A 17,040-nucleotide genomic window follows, 5' to 3' on the forward strand; every position below is an offset into this window, starting at 1 on the left:
CCTCTCCTCGTTGGCGTTCTGCCTGCCGGACTACTCGGCGAGGAAGGTGTCGAGGTGGGAGAGGAAGGTGGGCCAGGCCGGGTCGGCGGCGGTGAACAGGTGGTTGCGGCTCTCGAGGAGGATCAGCCGACTGTCGGGGATGAGCGTGGCCAGTTCCAGGGCCTGTGCGACGGGGACCCGCGCGTCGTCGCGGGAGTGGATGATCAGCGTGGGGCAGGTCACCTGGTGGGCGATGCCGGAGACGTCGATGCGAGTGAACTCTTCGAGGAAGCGCAGTCCGTTGGCGGGCGAGGTCGTCTGGCGCTGGTAGGCGGCGAACGCGTCCCATTCCGCGGGTGTGGCGTCAGCGAGGAACTGCGCGGCGAAGAAACGCAGGAAGCTGCTTTCCTGGGAACGCCATCCGGCGCGGGCGATGTTCAGGTCGACCTGAGCGGCATCGCGCTCGGCGTCGTCGGCGGCTCGGATCTGCCGTCCACGGGCGTAGGACGCGGTGAGGATCAGCCGACTGACCCGATCGGGATGGCGCGCGGCGTAGGCGACCGCCACCGCGCCGCCCTGTGACACCCCGAGCAGAGGGAAGCGGTCGAGGCCGGCGGCATTGACCACGGAGTCGAGGTCGTCGACCAGGTCGTCGAGGGCGAAGCTGGGCACATTCCATTCGGAGAGGCCGCAGCCCCGCTCGTCGTAGCGGATGAGCTGCCGGCCGCGGGTGAGACCGTCGAACCAGTGCGCCCACATCGGGGTGGTCCGATCGAGGTCGAGGTGGGTCAGCCAGTTGGCGGTCTTCACCAACGGCGGGCCTTCGCCTGTGGTGGCGTAGGCGATGCGGGTGCCGTCCGCGGACCGGCAGAACCGGATGACCTCGTGGTCCGCCTCTGCCGCCGCCGTAACGGCGGCGGTGGGTGCGGCGGACGGAGTGGTGGAGGCGACCGTCACCTGCGCGACGAACTGATAACCGCGCTCGCGCACCGTGCGAATGCACCGCTGTCGCGTGGCGCTGTCACCGATCGCGAGGCGGGCGCTGCGTAACGAGGCGGCGAGCGCGGCCTCGCTGACCGTGCGGCCGCGCCCCACCGTGTCGAGCAGCTCCTCCTCGGGCACGACGCGGTCGCGGTGCTCGACGAGGTGGCAGAGCAGATCCGCAGCTTGAGGTTCGATGGGGACCGGCTGCCCGTCGTGGCTGAGCCGACGGCGATCCGTGTCCAACTCGTACTGCCCGAATGAGTAAACGGCGCCGCTCACAGCCATGACTGTATAGCGATTGTTCGATTCTGTGGGCGTCGATTGTCCCATCACGATCCTTGCTCGGCCGAGTTGGTCAGGCCCTGCCGACAGCTCAATGTGCCGGTGCGGTCGATTCACCCGGGCCGCCGGGCCCCCGGCCTCGGCTGCCGGGGCCCGCGACGATTCGTCAACGCGCCCGCTGTCGCAGCCATCCGGGTCCAGGAGCCGCCTGCTGGCCAAGAGCCCGGATGTCCGCTGGACTTGTTGCGGAGCGGCTTGTCTGGGTGGCGCAGGCAGGGGCGGCCACCGGTCAGGGGCGCGTCGGCCCGCCCTCCCGTAGCCTGCGCCGCAGGATCTTGCCGGAGGCCGCCTTTGGCACCGCTTCGATGAACTCGACCCGGCGGATCTTCTTGTACGGGGCGACCTGGCCCTCGACGTGGGTCATCACCTCGTCGGCGGTGACCGACGCCCCGGGCACCGGCACCACGAACGCTTTGGGCACCTCGTTGCCTTCCTCGTCATTGACGCCGATCACCGCCGCGTCGGCGATCCCGGGATGGTTGAGGAGGATCGCTTCGAGTTCGGCCGGCGCCACCTGGTAGCCCTTGTACTTGATGAGTTCCTTCACCCGGTCGACGATGAACCAGTTCCCGTCCTCGTCGACCCGACCGATGTCGCCGGTGTGCAGCCATCCGTCGGCGTCGACCGTCGCGTCGGTGTCCTCGGGGCGGCCGAAGTAGCCCTTCATCACCTGCGGTCCCTGGATCCACACCTCGCCGGGTTGGCCTGCCGCCACGTCCAGCCCGCTGACCGGGTCGACCAGGCGCGCCCGAGTCGACGGGAGCAGGTGCCCCACGCACGCGATGGGCTCGTCGAGGTTGCCGTCGGCATGGAGATGCGAGGCGGGAGACAGCTCGGTCATTCCGTACGCCTGCCCGATCTCCACACCCAGCCGGTCGGCCACCGCCGCCTGCACCCCCGCGTCGAGCGGCGCCGCGGCGCAGATGATGCGTCGAAGATTCGACAGGTCCAGGTTTCCGACCGCGGGGTGCTTGGCCAGGGTCAGCATCACCGGCGGGGCGACGTACGCATGGGTGATGCGGTCGCGCTCCAGGCTGGTCAGGAACGCGTCGAGGTCGAACCGGGAGTGCACGTAGACGGTCGCACCACGGTGCAGCGCGTTGTTGACCAGGGCAGTCAGCCCGAAGATGTGGAAGAAGGGCAGGATCGCGATGACACGGTCGTTCTCGCCGACCCGATGCAGACCGTTCATCTGCTCGAGGTTGGTGCACAGGTTGCGGTGGGTCAGCATCACGCCCTTGGGCACGCCCGTCGTGCCGCTCGAATAGGGCAGCACGGCGACGTCCACAGCCGGATTGAGCTCGAACGCCGGCACGTCGCCGTCGCAGAGCAGCCCCAGCACCGGACGGTGGCCGTCGGCCGTGTCGCACACCAGGATCTCGATGTCCCGGCCGGTCTGCCGCCGGACCAGCTCGACCGCGGCCCGCGCCGTCTCGATCAGCGCGGACACACTCACCATCAGACGCGCCTCGGCATCGATCAGCTGCTTGGCGATCTCAGCCGGTGTGGCCAGCGGCGACAGAGTGGTCACCGTCCCGCCGGTGATGGTGGTGGCGTAGAGGACCACGGGGAACAGGATCGTGTTCGGCGAGTGCAGAGCGACCACGTCACCCTTGCCGATGCCTTCGGCGGCAAGGCCTGCCGCCAGTTGGCGGACCAGCGTGGCCAACTCACCGTAGGTGAACGTCTGTCCACTGGACACGTCCACCATGGCCGGCCGGGTTCCGCGCCGCGCGGCATCGCCGAGCACCCAGTCATGGACGGGACGATCGATGACTGTGACATCCGGATACTTGCTGTTGTAGATCATCAAAGACTCCGTCTTCTCGGTTTGCTCTGTCGGTCAGAACCCAGGGGTCTCCGGCTGGGCGGCACCGGACCTGGGACCGTGCGGTCTGCCGGGGTCTGGTTGTGCGGTCACCATCTGGTTGTCCCCTGTGGGTCTGCCGCCAGGATTCCGTCACGTCTGTCGGGCCCTTGCCGGCGCGGTCATCGGTGCTTTGTGGGGCCGGCAACGCCGTCCCTGAGCGAAACGGTCTGACAGGGTCGTCGCAACGTGTGTGTTCCGATCGTCGGGCCTGCCGCCGGGCCACCGCTTGGTGGAACTCTGAGGCTTCTCTGAGGAGGGGGTGAGGGCGGCCGCAGCCAACAGGTCGTGGTCGGCGAAGAACGTCAGCGGCTCGTGCCCGCGAGGGCGGTCCGGTCGCTCGTGCAGGGTGACTGGCCTGTGTGGGCACGCCGACGCGGTCACATCCATCACGGGCTTGATGGCGGCAGGGATGGGAGGGCTGGGGGAGGGCGTTGTAGTGTCTACGTCGTCAAATGGCGGACGCCGAACCACTGGAGGCAACACCTCGTGCTGATTGCTCAGCGTCCGTCGCTGACCGAAGAGGTCGTCGACGAGTTCCGCTCCCGGTTCGTGATCGAGCCGCTGGAGCCGGGCTTCGGCTACACCCTCGGCAACTCCCTGCGTCGTACGCTCCTTTCCTCGATCCCGGGCGCCGCGGTCACGTCCATCCGTATCGACGGTGTCCTGCACGAGTTCACCACCGTGCCGGGCGTCAGGGAGGACGTCACCGACCTGATCCTCAACATCAAGCAGCTGGTCGTGAGTAGTGAGCAGGACGAGCCGGTCGTGATGTATCTGCGCAAGCGGGGTCCAGGTCTGGTCACCGCTGCCGATATCGACCTGCGGGCCGGTGTCGAGGCGCACAACCCCGACCTGGTCCTCGCCACGCTCAATGGCAAGGGCAAGTTGGAGATGGAGCTGACCGTCGAGCGCGGTCGCGGCTACGTCTCCGCCGTCCAGAACAAGCAGGTCGGTCAGGAGATCGGGCGCATCCCGGTCGACTCGATCTACTCGCCCGTTCTGAAGGTCACGTACAAGGTCGAGGCGACGCGTGTCGAGCAGCGCACCGACTTCGACAAGCTGATCGTCGACGTCGAGACCAAGCAGGCGATGCGTCCGCGTGACGCCATGGCGTCGGCGGGCAAGACCCTGGTCGAGCTGTTCGGGCTCGCCCGTGAGCTCAACATCGACGCCGAGGGCATCGACATGGGTCCGTCCCCGACGGACGCCGCTCACACTGCCGACTTGGCTCTGCCGATCGAGGAGCTCGACCTCACCGTCCGCTCCTACAACTGCCTCAAGCGCGAAGGCATCCACTCCGTGGGTGAACTCGTCGACCGCTCCGAGGCCGACATGCTCGACATCCGCAACTTCGGTGCGAAGTCCATCGACGAGGTCAAGGCGAAGCTCGCCGGCATGGGCTTGGCGCTCAAGGACAGCCCGCCCGGATTCGCCCCGACCGCCGCCTACAGCGCGGACGACGATGCGGACGCGGGCCTCGTCGAGACCGAGCAGTACTAGAAGCTGGAAAGCCGTCAACGAGGGGCAGAAGTCCTGAGGCGGTGGAGAAAGATGTCGTGCACCTCGGTGTTGTACTGCCCCGACATTCGCAAGGCGCGGAGGACATCGTCAGTCCTGGTGTGAGGTTTCGCAGGCCCGTGCCGCCTCGACAACGGTGGTGTACAGAAAAGTCGGTCGGCCGAGGTCCGCGGTCTCGAAGGCGCTTCGCGCATCCGCCCCCGCGACCAGGGCCAGCGTGCCGCCCTCGGCTCGGATCTTTTGGCGTGTCGCGGCCAGCAGTTGGATACCGACGGTGTTGAAGTGTGTCACCCGTTCGGCATCGACCACGAAGCGGCGGTGTCCCACGCGCAGGAGCCTGACAAGCGGCCCACACAACAAGGGTGCCGTAGTCGCATTGAAGACTCCTTCCGCTTCGACGACTAGCAGGCCGACATCGGCCCAGCGAGGGGTGAGCCGTAGCGGCTGTACCTCCATGTCCGCCCTCCGCCTGCCGGGTGGTAGGTGTGCGAAGCCCGGGTCGTCCCACAGAACAGAGAGCCTCGCTGCTTCGCCTGCCCCGTCTCCGTCGCGTCATGCGGGTCTGATGTGGTCGAAGCCATGGCGAGTGCCCGGCATGGTGGGATCGGCAGATGAGAATCGCGGCACGGTCTGGACCTTCCCCGCAGCGTGACTGCGCGGAGTCCCGACACCGCTACGTTGTCGGGGTCGCAGAGGACACGTCGGTGTGCCGGAGGAGATCCCTCTGTCTCGCCCTGCCGACCACCCACACCAACATCCCGCTCGCGAAACGCCGTACGACCTGCCGCACTCGGCCCGGTCCACCTGCCTGTGTGCGGGCGCGGACCAGGCCGAAGCCGCCCAGCGGTCCGGCAACAGCGTCGAGGCTTTCCTGCCCCAGTACGCGAAATGCCAGTATCACCGGCAACCCATCAACTACCAGCGCATCGAAGGGCCGTTGAGCGCTACGACCGATGGCCCTAGACGGCCCACTGACGGCCCGGACTGAAAGGGTCGACCCCATCGATGAGGAGCTCGCCCAAACCTAGATCACGGTGGGCCCGTCCGCCACCCAGCATGGTCATGGCCTCCGGACCTGAAGTGATGACCGCGATCCGTCCGGGAGCGGCGAGAGCGGTGACGCCGAGCGTGGCGTCGACGGCGTGCTTGTGGCCGTGCCGGCCGGCTTCGGCGAGGACCGCTGCGGCGTGGCGCGCGATCGGCGGGGCGGGGAGTGGGCCACGCGCGTTCGCCCCACCCAGTGCCTGCTTCCGCCGGCCCCGCTGGAGCCGGTCCCGCAGCGCCCGTGTCTCTCGTCCGTGACGGGACCGCGCTCAGCCGATCCTTGAGCCACTGCGCGGGCAGGTGAACGCAGCCGGTGACGTTTCCGTATCTCCTTGAGCGGCGCAGACGCGTGACAGGCCACCGACGGTGGTCTGCCGCTGCGGAAAGAGGGGCGAGCATTCAGAGCCAGCCCGCGACAATCCTCGACGGCCACCCCGGTCGGCCGGAGGCGAGTCGTGCCCTGGTCTGTGTCAGGGCTGGGGCGTTCGCGCTGGCCGGCAGTGTCCTTGCAGCCCTGGGGCATGTCGCTGTCGCCGACGGGGCGGTGCCGTGGCGGTTCGTGTTGCTCTTGGCGGGGGCGCAGTTCATCGCGGTCTGGCCTGTTGCCCGTCGGCGCTTCTCGTTCCCCGCAGCTCTGGGATGCGCTCTTGCCGTGCAAGGCGTGCTGCATCTGGTGTTGACGATCATGGGCGAGCGGGATCCCGAGAGGAACGTCCGGGTCGGCCACGCCGCTCACGGCATGCCCGGTCATGCGGCCATGGCGGACGGTCCTGCCTGGCAGCACGCTTGTACCACCCTGACCGCCGTCCACGTGCTGGCCGCACCGGCGGTGGCCTGGCTGCTGCACAGTGCCGACGCCGCTGTGGCAGCCGCCATGGCCATCACGCGTGCCGTGCGCGGCATCGCGGCCGCCGTCGCCGCCTGGGTCCGCTTGCTACGGGCGGGCGTTCAGGTCCGCCCCTTGCCCGCCGTACCTCTCACCGAATACGCCGCGCCTCACGCGCGGGCATGGACACATTCCCTGGAGCACGCGCTGGTGCGCAGAGGACCGCCGGGACACGCCCACGTCCCGAGTCGTCCCTCACCCGGGCGGCCCTCACGGGCCGCCCGGCTGTCCCGCAAGGAGCATCTCTGTGTCCGTGCACCACGCTGCCCGCGCGGCGGGCTGTGTCGCCGCGGCCGGCGCCGCCGCGCTGACGGCCGTCCTGGCCCTGGCTGATCCCGCCTCCGCTCACGCGGAGGTCGAGGCCGACGCCCCGCGGGCCCTGGCCGAGAACGTCACACTCACTTTCGTCTCCGAGGCGGAGTCGGACACCGCCGGTTTCACCGAACTGCGCGTCGTCCTGCCCGATGGCATCGCACCGGGTGACGTCACGCTCGCCGATGCACCCAAGGGGTGGAAGTTGAAGCCGGGCGACGACGGCTACACCGTCGCAGGCCCTGCCCTCAGGACCGGAGCCGACGCCGAATACAAGGTCAGGGTCCGGCAGTTGCCGGACACCGGGCAGCTCGTGTTCAAGACCCTCGAGACCTACGGCGATGGCGAGACCGCCCGCTGGATCGAGCTGCCGGGCGGCGGCGTGGAGCCCGAACAGCCCGCCCCCGTGCTGAAGCTGGCTGCTGCGGCATCAGACACGGCCTCTGCCGACCTGAGCTCGTCCACCAGCGGCCCGGCCGCCGAAGCGACGGACGCCCGGCTTGCCGGGAAGACAGCGACTTCTCAGGAATCCGGGTCGTCCACCGGCCTGATCGTCGGCTCCGCGATCGCCGTGCTGCTCGTGCTGGGTGGCGGCGCGTGGTGGCTGGGCAGGCGCCGAGTCTCCTCCGGAGCATCCGATGTCCCCGCAGCCGACCCGGAGTTCTGACGTGGAACGACGACACGTGAACGAGAGCGGTCACATCGGCAGGGCGTTGCTGGTGGTGGTCGCCGTACTCGCGGGTGTCCTGCTCGGCGGCGCGGCACCGGCTTCGGCGCACGCGGTGCTGACCGGCAGCGACCCGCGCGAGAGCAGCGTGCTCAAGACGGCGCCGAAGCAGGTCACGGCCACTTTCAATGAGTCCGTCAGCCTCGCCGAGGACTCCCTGCGTGTACTCGACCCCGACGGCCGTCCGGTGACCGCGGGCGACCCCGCGCATGCGGGCGGCAAGAGGGACACCGCCCGCGTGGCGCTGACCGGCGGTTTGAAGGAGGGCACGTACACCGTCTCCTGGCGGGTGCTGTCGGCGGACAGTCACGCCGTCTCCGGTGCCTTCGTCTTCTCCGTCGGCGCGCCCTCGCAGACCCGCGCCGAGGCCGCCGCCGAGTCTGCCGTGGACTCCGTGGTCGACGTGCTCTACGGCATCGGCCGCTACGTCGCCTATGCCGGCCTGGCCCTGTTGATCGGCCTGGCGGTGTTCGTCCTGGTCTGCTGGCCCGGGGCCACCTCGCTACGGGGAGTGCGCAGGCTGTTCCTGGCCGGGTGGTGGACGCTGGCGCTGTCGACGGTCACGCTGCTGCTGGCACGCGGACCGTACGCGAGCGGGGATGGGCCGGCCGGGGTGTTCGACCCGCGGCTGCTGCGGAGCACGGCGGAGAGCCGGCCGGGCGTCGCGCTGCTGGTCCGCCTGGCCCTGCTCCTGCTGATCGCTCTGCTCCTTAGGAGGCGTGACCCGTCCGAGTGGCAGGCCGACCGGCGTACGGTTGCGGCGGGCGGTGCTCTCGCCCTTGGCCTGGCCGGGACCTGGGCGGTGGCCGAGCACGCATCCACCGGCATTCAGGTACCGGCGGCGATGGTCTCGTCCGTACTGCACCTGCTGGCCATGGCGGTGTGGCTCGGCGGTCTGACGGCGCTGCTGGTGGCTCTGGTGCGTGCCCCGGCCGACAACCCGCTCCCGCCCGCCGCCGTGGCCCGCTTCTCCCGGCTCGCCCTTGTCTCCGTGGCGGTGCTAGCGGCCACCGGCGTGTACCAGTCCTGGCGCGGGCTCGGCTCCTGGGAGGCGTTCACCACCCCGTACGGCAGGACGCTCGCCCTGAAGGTCGGGGCCGTGACACTGATGCTGGCGGCTGCGTCGTACTCCCGGAACTGGACCGAGCGGCTGCTGCACGTGCCCCGGGAGGAACCGGTCCTGGTCACGGCGGGCGGCGGCGACGAAAGCCCTCCACCCGACCGGACGGATCAAACCGGTACGGCCGGGCCTGGCTCCCAGGAGCAGCGGCGCGGCCTGCGCAGGTCCGTATTGGCCGAGGTGGTGATCGGTGTCGTGGTGCTCGCGGTGACGACTGTGCTGACGGGCAGTCAGCCAGGTCGGGCCGACGCCGAGACCGTGGCGGCTTCCCGGGTGCCCGGGCGGCCCGATGTGAACCTGACGATGGTGCCGTTCGACACGGGCGCCTCGGGCCGAACAGGGAGCGGCAGGGTGCAGATCACCCTGCAGCCGGGCCGGGTCGGCCGGAACGTGGTGGAAGCCACCGCCTACGGCGCTGACGGAAGCCTCATCGCCATCCCCGAACTGCGCCTGACCCTCACACACTCCGAGCAGGGAGTCGGACCGCTCGATGCCGGACTCGCCGACCAGAGCGGCTACTGGGGCAGCGACAACCTCAGCCTCCCGATCGCCGGGACGTGGACGATGCGGGCGACTGTCCGCGTCTCCGATATCGACCAGGTCACCGTGGAGAAGACCGTGAACATCATCCCCTGAGGTCCTGGGCAGGGGCCGGCATCCCGGGGGAGGTCGCCCGCCGGTCCGCACGTGTATGAACGCTTTCGCGCAGCCATCCGTAAGCAACAACAAGCCTGCCAGCCCTGAGGAGTTGTCCCATGCCCCGAATGCACCGCCGCGCCGGCGGAGCGGACCGGGTGTGCCGTACGTCGGGAGTCCCCCAGGGGGCCGCCGATGCTCTGCGTCTGGTGCGGGCCGCGGTGTTCGCGGCCCTATGCGTTGTGATGACGGCGCTGGGCCATACGCTGATGACCAACGATGTCCTGCCCTGGTGGGCGGTTGGTGTCGCGTTCGCCGGGACGGCCTCGGGCGCGTGGTGGCTGACCGGCCGGGAACGTCGTGCGGCGACGATCATCGGGGCCACGGTCGTCGCACAGGGACTGTTGCATCTGCTGTTCAGCCTCGCCCACCAGCTGATCCGACCACCGACCGCCGCGGGCATCCCGACGACGGAGCGCCTCTCGGGCACACAGGGCATGGCGTTCTCCCACTCCGGCATGGGCATGGACCACTCCGGTATGCATTCCCGGGCGATGCAAGTGCCCTCCGACGCGCCGCTCCTGTCCGCCGTCACTCACGAGGTCTCGGCCGGGATGCTCCTGGCGCACCTGCTCGCCGCCGTCGCGTGCGGTGTGTGGCTCTGGCGGGGCGAGGCGGCGGTGCACAGGATCGGCCGGGCCCTGGCAGCCGCCCTGTTCGCGCCGTTTCGCAGGGTCTGCCGCGTGCTCTTCCGTACGGCCGACCGGCGCGAGGTCCCGACGTGCCGAGCAGCCGACGGCGCCACGGAGGACTCGCGATCGACTCCCTCCTCCCTGAGACACTCTGTCGTTCGCAGAGGGCCACCGACGGGCCGCTCATCAGCACATCGCCCGTCTCCCGACCCGCTGCTCGCCGTACGGATCTGACAACGGCCCGACTATCGAGCGGCCGAGGGCGGGGGACAGGCGGATGGCCGGCGTGCCCGTAAGCACGTCGGCATGTCCTCTTTGGCCCGGGCTGTGTCCGCCGCGCCACCGGCCCCGACATGCGGTTGCCTACCAGGCGCTGCGGTGTCGCGGCGGGCCAGCCTGCTTCATCGATCGGGAGTTCCATGTCCCAGCACCACCACACATCCAAGTGCTCACACCTGCGTGACACCGCGCCATCGGAGCCACCGGTGACGTCCGGACGGGACGGGGCCGCGGGAACGCGACGCCCGCGTATCCGTCTCACCGCCTGCTGCACCGGTTTCACGGCCGCGGTCCTGCTGATGTCCGGCTGCGGCGGTGATTCCTCCGACGGCGCGTCCGCGAACGAGACGGCCGCCGACTCATCCCCTCCCTCGGCCGGCATGGACGACATGCCGGGGATGGCGATGGGAGACCCGTCAGCCACCCCCGCCGACAAGATCCCCGACGCCGAGGTGGCGAAGGGTCCCTTCAAGCTGCTGGACACCCGCCCGCCCGGCATGGACGACGTCAAGGGCACGGCCTGGCTGGCCCAGGGCCCGAAGGGCACCACAGTGACAGTGTCCCTGACCGGCCTGAAGCCGGGCGACAAGTACATGTCGCACCTGCACGCCCAGCCATGCTCCACCAAGGGCGGTGGGGAGCACTTCCAGTTCGAGAAGGGCGGAGCGACCACACCGCCGAACGAAGTGCACCTGATGTTCACCGCCGACAAGTCCGGCATGGGCATGACCACAGTGAACAACGACCGCAAGACCGGTGAGGACGCGGTCGCCCTCGTCGTCCACCCTGCCGCTGCCATGGACAACCGGATAGCATGCGCGGACTTCGACTTCTGAGGGCGCCGGCCGCCCTGCTGGGGTTCCTGTGCGTGCTGCTGCTCCTCGGCGGCACACCCGCGTACGCCCACACCGCGCTGAAGGACGCGACACCGGGACCCGGCGCCAAGGCCGCCCCCGGTATCGACGTCGTCGCGCTGACCTTCGGCCGACTGAAGTCCGGCACCACACCGAAGATCAGCCTGACCGGCCCCGACGGCAACACCGTGCCCGTCGGGGAGCCCGTCGTCGCCGACGACTCCGTTGTCTGCGCGGCCGTCACCCCGCTGCGCGCGGGCATCAACACCCTCTCCTACACCGTCATCTCCGCCGACGGGGACACCCAGAGCAGCGCCTTCCAGTTCGAGGTCGCCGACGGCACCGAGAACGCTGCCACCCCGTCCGCCTGCCGAGGACGGAGCCTGCCGGCTCCGAGCTCCGGCGCCGAGAGCGGCACGATTCTGGGACTCGGCCGCACCACGGCGCCGGTCGTCTTCTCAGTGGTCGGCGTCGTACTAGCGGGCGGCGGTGTCCTTGCTGCGCGCACGCTGCGTAGGGCGAGGCTGACGGGGAGAAGGGGGACCGCCGCATGACGCACGTGTGACCTGGGCGCACCCTGCCTCGGTAGCGTTCACCGAGCACGTCCTAGAGGCAGTCTCCAGGTCTGTTATGACGCCGTCGGCCTCCAAGACCATCACCGGTCTTGGAGGCCGACGTCACGCAGGGCCCGAGTCGACCAGCAGAGCTGCTCAGGTCGCGGCGACCACCGGTGGGGCGCTCGGAGTCCTGCAGCCAGGCGATCAGGGAGGTGCGGGCGCGTGACTCGCGAACGCACGGTCCCCACTGGGCAGTTGCTGACCTGCGTCGCTTCCGCGTAGGGCAGCCCCAGTAACTGGGAGGGCGAACGTCTCACGGTTCCCGTCGGGCGGTTCCCGTCGGGCCGGTGGGCCAGCAGCTCGACGAGCGCAATGCTGTCGTCGAAGCTGGGCTAGTCGTGTGGCCGGGCCCGCTCGGCGGCCGTCTGTCAGCCGTCGGTGTCCGAGCGGCGTAGCTCGTGGCGGCGGTCCGGAGGTGGTCGACCACCGTGCGCCGGGCGACGCGCAGCTGCCAGGTGCGGACCACGGAGGGACCTCCGAAGCGGTGCAGGCTGTCCAGGGCCCGCATGAAGGCGTCCTGGCTCAAGTCGTCGGCAGACTCGGGATCGGCACCCGAGGCTTGTCACGAACCGGCGGACGTTTCGGTGCAGCGCCCGCACGAGGTTCTCGACGCCTTCATTGCCACAGCCCTGGAACGTCGAGGCTGACGACTTTGCCATGCAAGTGCGGGCCCAGTTCAGCACCTCTACACGATCTTCTCCGAACGGGTAAAGTGACTGTAAAGGCTGAAGGGGTCAATTTGATCTGCTCGGCTCCTCTTACATGTTGGTTCGTCCGGCAGAGTTTCCTTTCACAGGGGTATCGCGGCTGTCCTGTATCGGGGTCCAATGATGAGAATCAGGCCCTTCGCGCCCGCACCGGTTCAGACGAGGCACGCAATGGATCCATGGCTGATCTGGTTGATCATCGCAGCTGTGTTGGCTGTGGCGGAGATCGTCACCCTCACTGCTGCGCTCGGAATGCTGAGTGCGGCCGCCTTGGTCACGGCGGGGTCCGCTGCGGTCGGGCTGCCGGTGCCCTTCCAGTTCTTGGTGTTCGCTGTCGTCGCTACGGTCACCGTGGTGTTCGTGCGTCCCGTTGCGCTGCGCCATGTACTCGGGCCCCAAGTGGAGCGGTTCGGCATAGACGCACTGGTCGGCAGGGCTGCCTACGTCGTGTCGGAGGTGACGGGCCGGGACGGAAGGGTCCGTATCGACGGCGAGGAATGGACGGCCCGCGCCTATGACGAGACGCTGGTGATTCCTGCTGGAAGCACTGTCGACGTCATGGAGATCAGCGGCGCCACCGCGATCGTCTACCCCCGGGACTGAAACCATGGAAACCTCGGCGTTCCTCATTGCCGGCCTGATCGTCGCGCTGATCGCGGTTTTCACCGTGGTGCGGGCGGTCCGTATCGTGCCGCAAGCCCGCGCTCGTAATGTCGAGCGGCTCGGCCGCTACCAGCGGACCCTGAATCCCGGCCTCAACCTCGTGATCCCGTACATCGACCGCGTTCACCCGGTGATCGACCTGCGGGAACAGGTTGTCTCCTTCAAACCGCAGCCGGTCATCACCGAGGACAATCTGGTCGTCGAGATCGACACCGTCCTGTACTTCCAGGTCACCGACCCACGAGCGGCTTTCTACGAGATCGCGAATTTCCTTCAGGCGGTCGAACAGCTCACCGTCACCACCCTGCGCAACGTCGTGGGATCCATGGACCTTGAAGTGACCCTCACCTCACGGGACACCATCAACAGCCAGCTGCGTGGCGTGCTGGACGAGGCCACCGGCAAATGGGGGCTGAGGGTCAACCGCGTGGAGATCAAGGCCATCGACCCTCCACAGTCCATCAAGGACGCGATGCAGAAACAGATGCGGGCCGAGAGGGACAAGCGGGCCGCGATTCTCGGGGCCGAGGGGCAGCGCCAGTCGCAGATCCTCACCGCCGAAGGCGACAAACAGGCCGCTGTCCTGCGCGCGGAAGGCAACCGGACCGCTGCCATCCTCCAGGCCGAAGGCCAGTCCCGGGCCATCGACGAGGTGTTCCAGGCCGTCCATCGCAACGATCCCGACCCCAAGCTGCTCGCCTACCAGTACATCCAGACGCTGCCCCAACTCGCGCAGGGCCCGGGCAACAACTTCTGGGTGATCCCCAGCGAGATCACCTCCGCACTCCAGGACGTGTCCCGCGCCTTCACCGAGGTGCTGCCCCAGTCGCCTGCCACCCGTGACAAGCCCTCGGACGACATGGCAGCTGAGGCCGCCAACGACAAGGCTCAGGCCGAGGAAGCCGCTGCCGCGGCCCTCGCCGACGCAGCCAAGGCCGAGGGCGTCATCCCTGATTCCCTCCCGTCACACCCACCTCGCTGACGGCGGGCAGGGGTCTCTGCCAACGCGACTCGCGCACCGGAAGCCTCCGAGCGGATGATCATCTGTCAATTGCCTTCGGTGCGCCCTGCTGCAGCGGTTCAAGGAGCTCATGAAGGCGACACCCTGATGGGCCGTCAACTCAGCCGGTCTTCCGCCCCCACCTGGTGTCGATCCGTTCCCACTCGACGTTCCATTGCTCCGTCCGCCACTGGTCCAGGTAAAGGCGCGCCATCCAGACGGCGCCCAGCACGGCCCCGTCTGCTCCCGTCGCGGCCGGCACGCCTCCCAGAGACGCGTGGATGCGCGCCTCCCCGCCCGTCAGAGGCTCGGCTGTGAGTCCGCCACGCTTGTACATCCACACCGTGACCCGGCTGCCGGCCGGGGTCTTGGGCGGCACCCTGGCCTCGTCGGTGCGTGTCGAACCGTCCGGCACGGTCCGGCGAACAGTGGCCCACAGCCGATGTCCGTAACCGCCTTGGCAGGGGTGTTTTCCTCCGCGTCTTCGGTGAGTACGGCCGACTCCGTGCGGCTCTCCCCCTGCCGGCTCTGCCCAGGCGGCCGGGTGGTTCCGTGTCCGGCTGCTCTGAGCGGTGCGAGAATGCGGCCCTTGGGTCACGGGCCCATCGGTTCACGATGGGGCATGAGCACCATGGGAACGGGGTTGGGGGAGCCATGAGCTTGGCCATGTGTCCACTGTGCAGCGAGGACGAGGACATCGAGGTGGTCCGCTCTCTCGACGGCGGACGTCGAGTCGTGAAGCACCGGTGCGGTTACCAATGGGAACACGGAGAGCCCGCTCCTCCGCAGAAGCAGCCGCCCTACGCCTTCAGTGACCTGAAGGCCCGATTCCCGAAACCCGAGGACGTCGAGCCCCAGCGGCTGAAACGCGTCACCGGGCTCAAGGCGCAGTACCTCGTCACCAAGCCCGACTTCGAGTCCGAGGTCGCGGCCTACTGGGCGAAGTACCAGAAGATCTTCTCTTCGGACGGGCTGCGGACATGTGACCCCAGGGTCCTCAAGGACTTCGCCAACTCCGATGTCGGAGCCCACCCCGGCAACCAGGCCACCTTCAACTCCGCCTGGAACGCCATGGGTGATGCTGCGGCCGGCGAGTCGACCCGCCAGACCATCGAGTACCTCCTGTACGGACCCGACGACATACCGCTCGCGGACCGGCTTCAGCACCTGCTGACGGGTACGAAGTCGTTCGCCATGACCGGATTCAAGGAGGCCCTCCTGACGAGGGCCCTCTGTGTGACGCAGCCGGATCGCTTCCTGTCGATCCTCAAGTACACGACGCAGGCAGGCGGCAAGCGTGAGATCGCACGGTTGGTCTACGGACTGGAGCTGCCGGCGCCCGAGTCAGTGAACTGGACCCTCGGGCGGCTCATCCTGTGGAGCAACGACCTCCTGCACCACCTGGTCGGTGACGGCTTCGCCAACCAACAGCACGCCGCCGCGTTCCTGTGGTGGGCCAAGGACCAGCCCGAGGGGCCTCGGTAAGCAACGCGCAAGGCGATTCCGGGCAGACCCGTCTCTGTAACCCTGGTGGCGAACGGCGGATGCCGAACAGCCCCGCTCAGCCAGCACTTGAGGCCTGACTGCCCGCGGTCTCGACCTGCCGGATCCCACCGTACAAAGCCTTGCGCATCTCGGTGTTGACGAGTTCGACGTGCGCTGCGGTCGTAAGTACGCGACGATCCTGGTCGACATGACCACCCACCGTCCCGTCGACGTTTTCGCGGACCGCGCCGCGAATACCTTCGCGGCGTGGCTGCGAGATCATCCCGAAGTGCGGGTCATCTGTCGCGACCGTGCCCGCTCCTACCGTGACGGGGCTGCGCGGGTGCTCCGCAGGCCCGGCAGGTTGCTGACGCATGGCACCTGCTCCACAACCTGGCCCAGGCAGTCGAACGCATCATCGGCCGACACCGCGTTGACCTGCGAGAACCTCTCACGCTCCGGAACGGCCAGGACGGGTAGTCACGGAGAGTCAGATTTCTGGGCCATGCGATGACGGTCTGGATGGGCACGGAGTCGAGGTGAAGTGAGTTCGAGGGTCCGGTTGTCGCGTCCGGCGCTCATGTGGTTGAGCCAGCGTTCGTACCAGTCGAGGAAGTCGGTGGCGGAGGAGACGTTGGGGCCCCAAAAGCCGTCGCTGTTGCCAATCAGGACGCGGCCGGTGAGGGGACCGGTCACTGCGATGAGGCATACGTCGGTGCAGCCCATCTCGATGACGTGGAGGAAGAGGTCGCCTTCGTGGTCCCCGGGTCCTGCGTCGTCGAAGCCGCGGGGTGTCCCTGGTTCTGCGCGCGGATTCATGACCAGCAGGGAACATCGCTCCAGCGGCATGAGGCCGTAGAACGGCGCCGCGCCTGAGCCGCCGATGTGCGTGAGGAACTGCCGATAGCCGTCGGGCAGCGCGATGTTGTGCTCGGCCTCAAACGCAGTGACGCGTGTTTCCGCCAGCTTCGGGCCGAGGCAGAACTGGTGTTGCTCTTCCCCGAAGGAGTGGCTGCGCAGTGGTTGGAACGGGATCGCTGCCAGCTTGCGACGCAGGCGGGGTATGCGGGGGTCCATGCTGCACCATTCTCTCGTCCCCGTCACCCTATGGGGGGGCTGGGGTCAGCTGGCCAGGAGAACCCTCTTCTGTGGGAGAGCGAAGCCGGCCCGGCCGAATATCTGGCGCTTGGTGTGTCCTGAACGTGAAGGGGAGTCGATGTAGGTCGAGTTCCTGATGCGGTGCTGCACGGATGATGAAGGTTTTGGCCCTTCGGAGTCGCTCTGCGGAGGGAGGCTCCAAACCACCTCAAGACCGTCGTGGTGAG

General features: G+C 68.5%; 16 protein-coding genes. 10 read left to right on the forward strand and 6 right to left on the reverse strand.

Annotation, left to right across the window (positions count from 1 at the left end; all coding sequences use genetic code 11):
- Nucleotides 1–30: 30 nt before the first annotated feature.
- Both ACN20J_RS35890 and ACN20J_RS35895 read right to left on the reverse strand, forming a co-directional pair.
- On the reverse strand, nucleotides 31–1,242 hold the full coding sequence (locus ACN20J_RS35890; RefSeq protein ID WP_266760855.1) for an alpha/beta fold hydrolase: 1,212 nt from the start codon (nucleotides 1,240–1,242) through the stop codon (nucleotides 31–33).
- A 292-nt stretch (nucleotides 1,243–1,534) separates the two neighbouring features.
- A complete protein-coding gene (locus ACN20J_RS35895; protein ID WP_266760857.1) occupies nucleotides 1,535–3,115 on the reverse strand; it encodes an AMP-binding protein in 1,581 nt (526 codons plus the stop codon).
- 546 nt (nucleotides 3,116–3,661) lie between these two features.
- Here ACN20J_RS35895 and ACN20J_RS35900 point away from each other — a divergent pair.
- A complete protein-coding gene (locus ACN20J_RS35900) occupies nucleotides 3,662–4,675 on the forward strand; it encodes a DNA-directed RNA polymerase subunit alpha (protein WP_266760859.1) in 1,014 nt (337 codons plus the stop codon).
- Nucleotides 4,676–4,783: 108 nt separating this feature from the next.
- Here ACN20J_RS35900 and ACN20J_RS35905 read toward each other — a convergent pair whose 3' ends face one another.
- On the reverse strand, nucleotides 4,784–5,149 hold the full coding sequence (locus ACN20J_RS35905) for an STAS domain-containing protein (RefSeq protein ID WP_266760861.1): 366 nt from the start codon (nucleotides 5,147–5,149) through the stop codon (nucleotides 4,784–4,786).
- A gap of 1,721 nt (nucleotides 5,150–6,870) precedes the next feature.
- On the opposite strand from ACN20J_RS35905, the gene ACN20J_RS35910 reads away from it, so the two are divergent.
- The 5 genes from ACN20J_RS35910 (at nucleotide 6,871) to ACN20J_RS35930 (ending at nucleotide 11,797) form a co-directional block, all read left to right on the forward strand.
- Nucleotides 6,871–7,602 (forward strand): DUF1775 domain-containing protein, encoded by a 732-nt coding sequence (locus ACN20J_RS35910; RefSeq protein ID WP_266760863.1) that lies wholly within the window; start codon nucleotides 6,871–6,873, stop codon nucleotides 7,600–7,602.
- Nucleotides 7,603–7,651: 49 nt separating this feature from the next.
- Nucleotides 7,652–9,418, forward strand: a complete 1,767-nt coding sequence (locus tag ACN20J_RS35915; RefSeq protein WP_419669018.1) for a copper resistance CopC/CopD family protein — start codon at nucleotides 7,652–7,654, stop codon at nucleotides 9,416–9,418.
- A 119-nt stretch (nucleotides 9,419–9,537) separates the two neighbouring features.
- Entirely contained in the window at nucleotides 9,538–10,344 is an 807-nt protein-coding gene (locus ACN20J_RS35920) for a hypothetical protein (RefSeq protein ID WP_266760867.1), read from the forward strand.
- Between the two features lie 251 nt (nucleotides 10,345–10,595).
- Nucleotides 10,596–11,225, forward strand: a complete 630-nt coding sequence (locus ACN20J_RS35925) for a superoxide dismutase family protein (protein WP_266760869.1) — start codon at nucleotides 10,596–10,598, stop codon at nucleotides 11,223–11,225.
- A complete protein-coding gene (locus ACN20J_RS35930) occupies nucleotides 11,204–11,797 on the forward strand; it encodes a copper resistance CopC family protein (RefSeq protein WP_266760871.1) in 594 nt (197 codons plus the stop codon). The genes ACN20J_RS35925 and ACN20J_RS35930 overlap by 22 nt, the downstream gene beginning before the upstream one ends.
- Before the next feature lie 316 nt (nucleotides 11,798–12,113).
- Here ACN20J_RS35930 and ACN20J_RS35935 read toward each other — a convergent pair whose 3' ends face one another.
- The gene (locus tag ACN20J_RS35935; protein WP_266760873.1) at nucleotides 12,114–12,368 is read right to left on the reverse strand and encodes a hypothetical protein; all 255 of its coding nucleotides are present in this window, start codon (nucleotides 12,366–12,368) and stop codon (nucleotides 12,114–12,116) included.
- A 370-nt stretch (nucleotides 12,369–12,738) separates the two neighbouring features.
- On the opposite strand from ACN20J_RS35935, the gene ACN20J_RS35940 reads away from it, so the two are divergent.
- On the forward strand, nucleotides 12,739–13,170 hold the full coding sequence (locus tag ACN20J_RS35940; protein ID WP_266505292.1) for an NfeD family protein: 432 nt from the start codon (nucleotides 12,739–12,741) through the stop codon (nucleotides 13,168–13,170).
- Nucleotides 13,171–13,174: 4 nt separating this feature from the next.
- On the forward strand, nucleotides 13,175–14,212 hold the full coding sequence (locus tag ACN20J_RS35945) for an SPFH domain-containing protein (protein WP_266760875.1): 1,038 nt from the start codon (nucleotides 13,175–13,177) through the stop codon (nucleotides 14,210–14,212).
- 139 nt (nucleotides 14,213–14,351) lie between these two features.
- Here the strand turns inward: ACN20J_RS35945 and ACN20J_RS35950 are convergent, their stop codons facing one another.
- On the reverse strand, nucleotides 14,352–14,645 hold the full coding sequence (locus tag ACN20J_RS35950; protein WP_266760877.1) for a hypothetical protein: 294 nt from the start codon (nucleotides 14,643–14,645) through the stop codon (nucleotides 14,352–14,354).
- A 239-nt stretch (nucleotides 14,646–14,884) separates the two neighbouring features.
- Here ACN20J_RS35950 and ACN20J_RS35955 point away from each other — a divergent pair, with 239 nt between their 5' ends.
- Both ACN20J_RS35955 and ACN20J_RS35960 read left to right on the forward strand, forming a co-directional pair.
- Nucleotides 14,885–15,715, forward strand: coding sequence for a hypothetical protein (locus ACN20J_RS35955; RefSeq protein WP_266760879.1), 831 nt, complete (start codon nucleotides 14,885–14,887; stop codon nucleotides 15,713–15,715).
- Between the two features lie 208 nt (nucleotides 15,716–15,923).
- Nucleotides 15,924–16,229 carry a hypothetical protein gene (locus tag ACN20J_RS35960; RefSeq protein ID WP_353963673.1) on the forward strand — a complete coding sequence of 102 codons (306 nt, stop codon included), beginning with the start codon at nucleotides 15,924–15,926 and terminating at the stop codon, nucleotides 16,227–16,229.
- Here ACN20J_RS35960 and ACN20J_RS35965 read toward each other — a convergent pair.
- Entirely contained in the window at nucleotides 16,196–16,792 is a 597-nt protein-coding gene (locus ACN20J_RS35965; RefSeq protein ID WP_266760883.1) for an SMI1/KNR4 family protein, read from the reverse strand. The genes ACN20J_RS35960 and ACN20J_RS35965 overlap by 34 nt on opposite strands.
- Nucleotides 16,793–17,040: the final 248 nt, after the last annotated feature.

The organism is Streptomyces sp. 2-1 (genome assembly GCF_048564895.1).
GTDB lineage: Bacteria > Actinomycetota > Actinomycetes > Streptomycetales > Streptomycetaceae > Streptomyces > Streptomyces phaeochromogenes.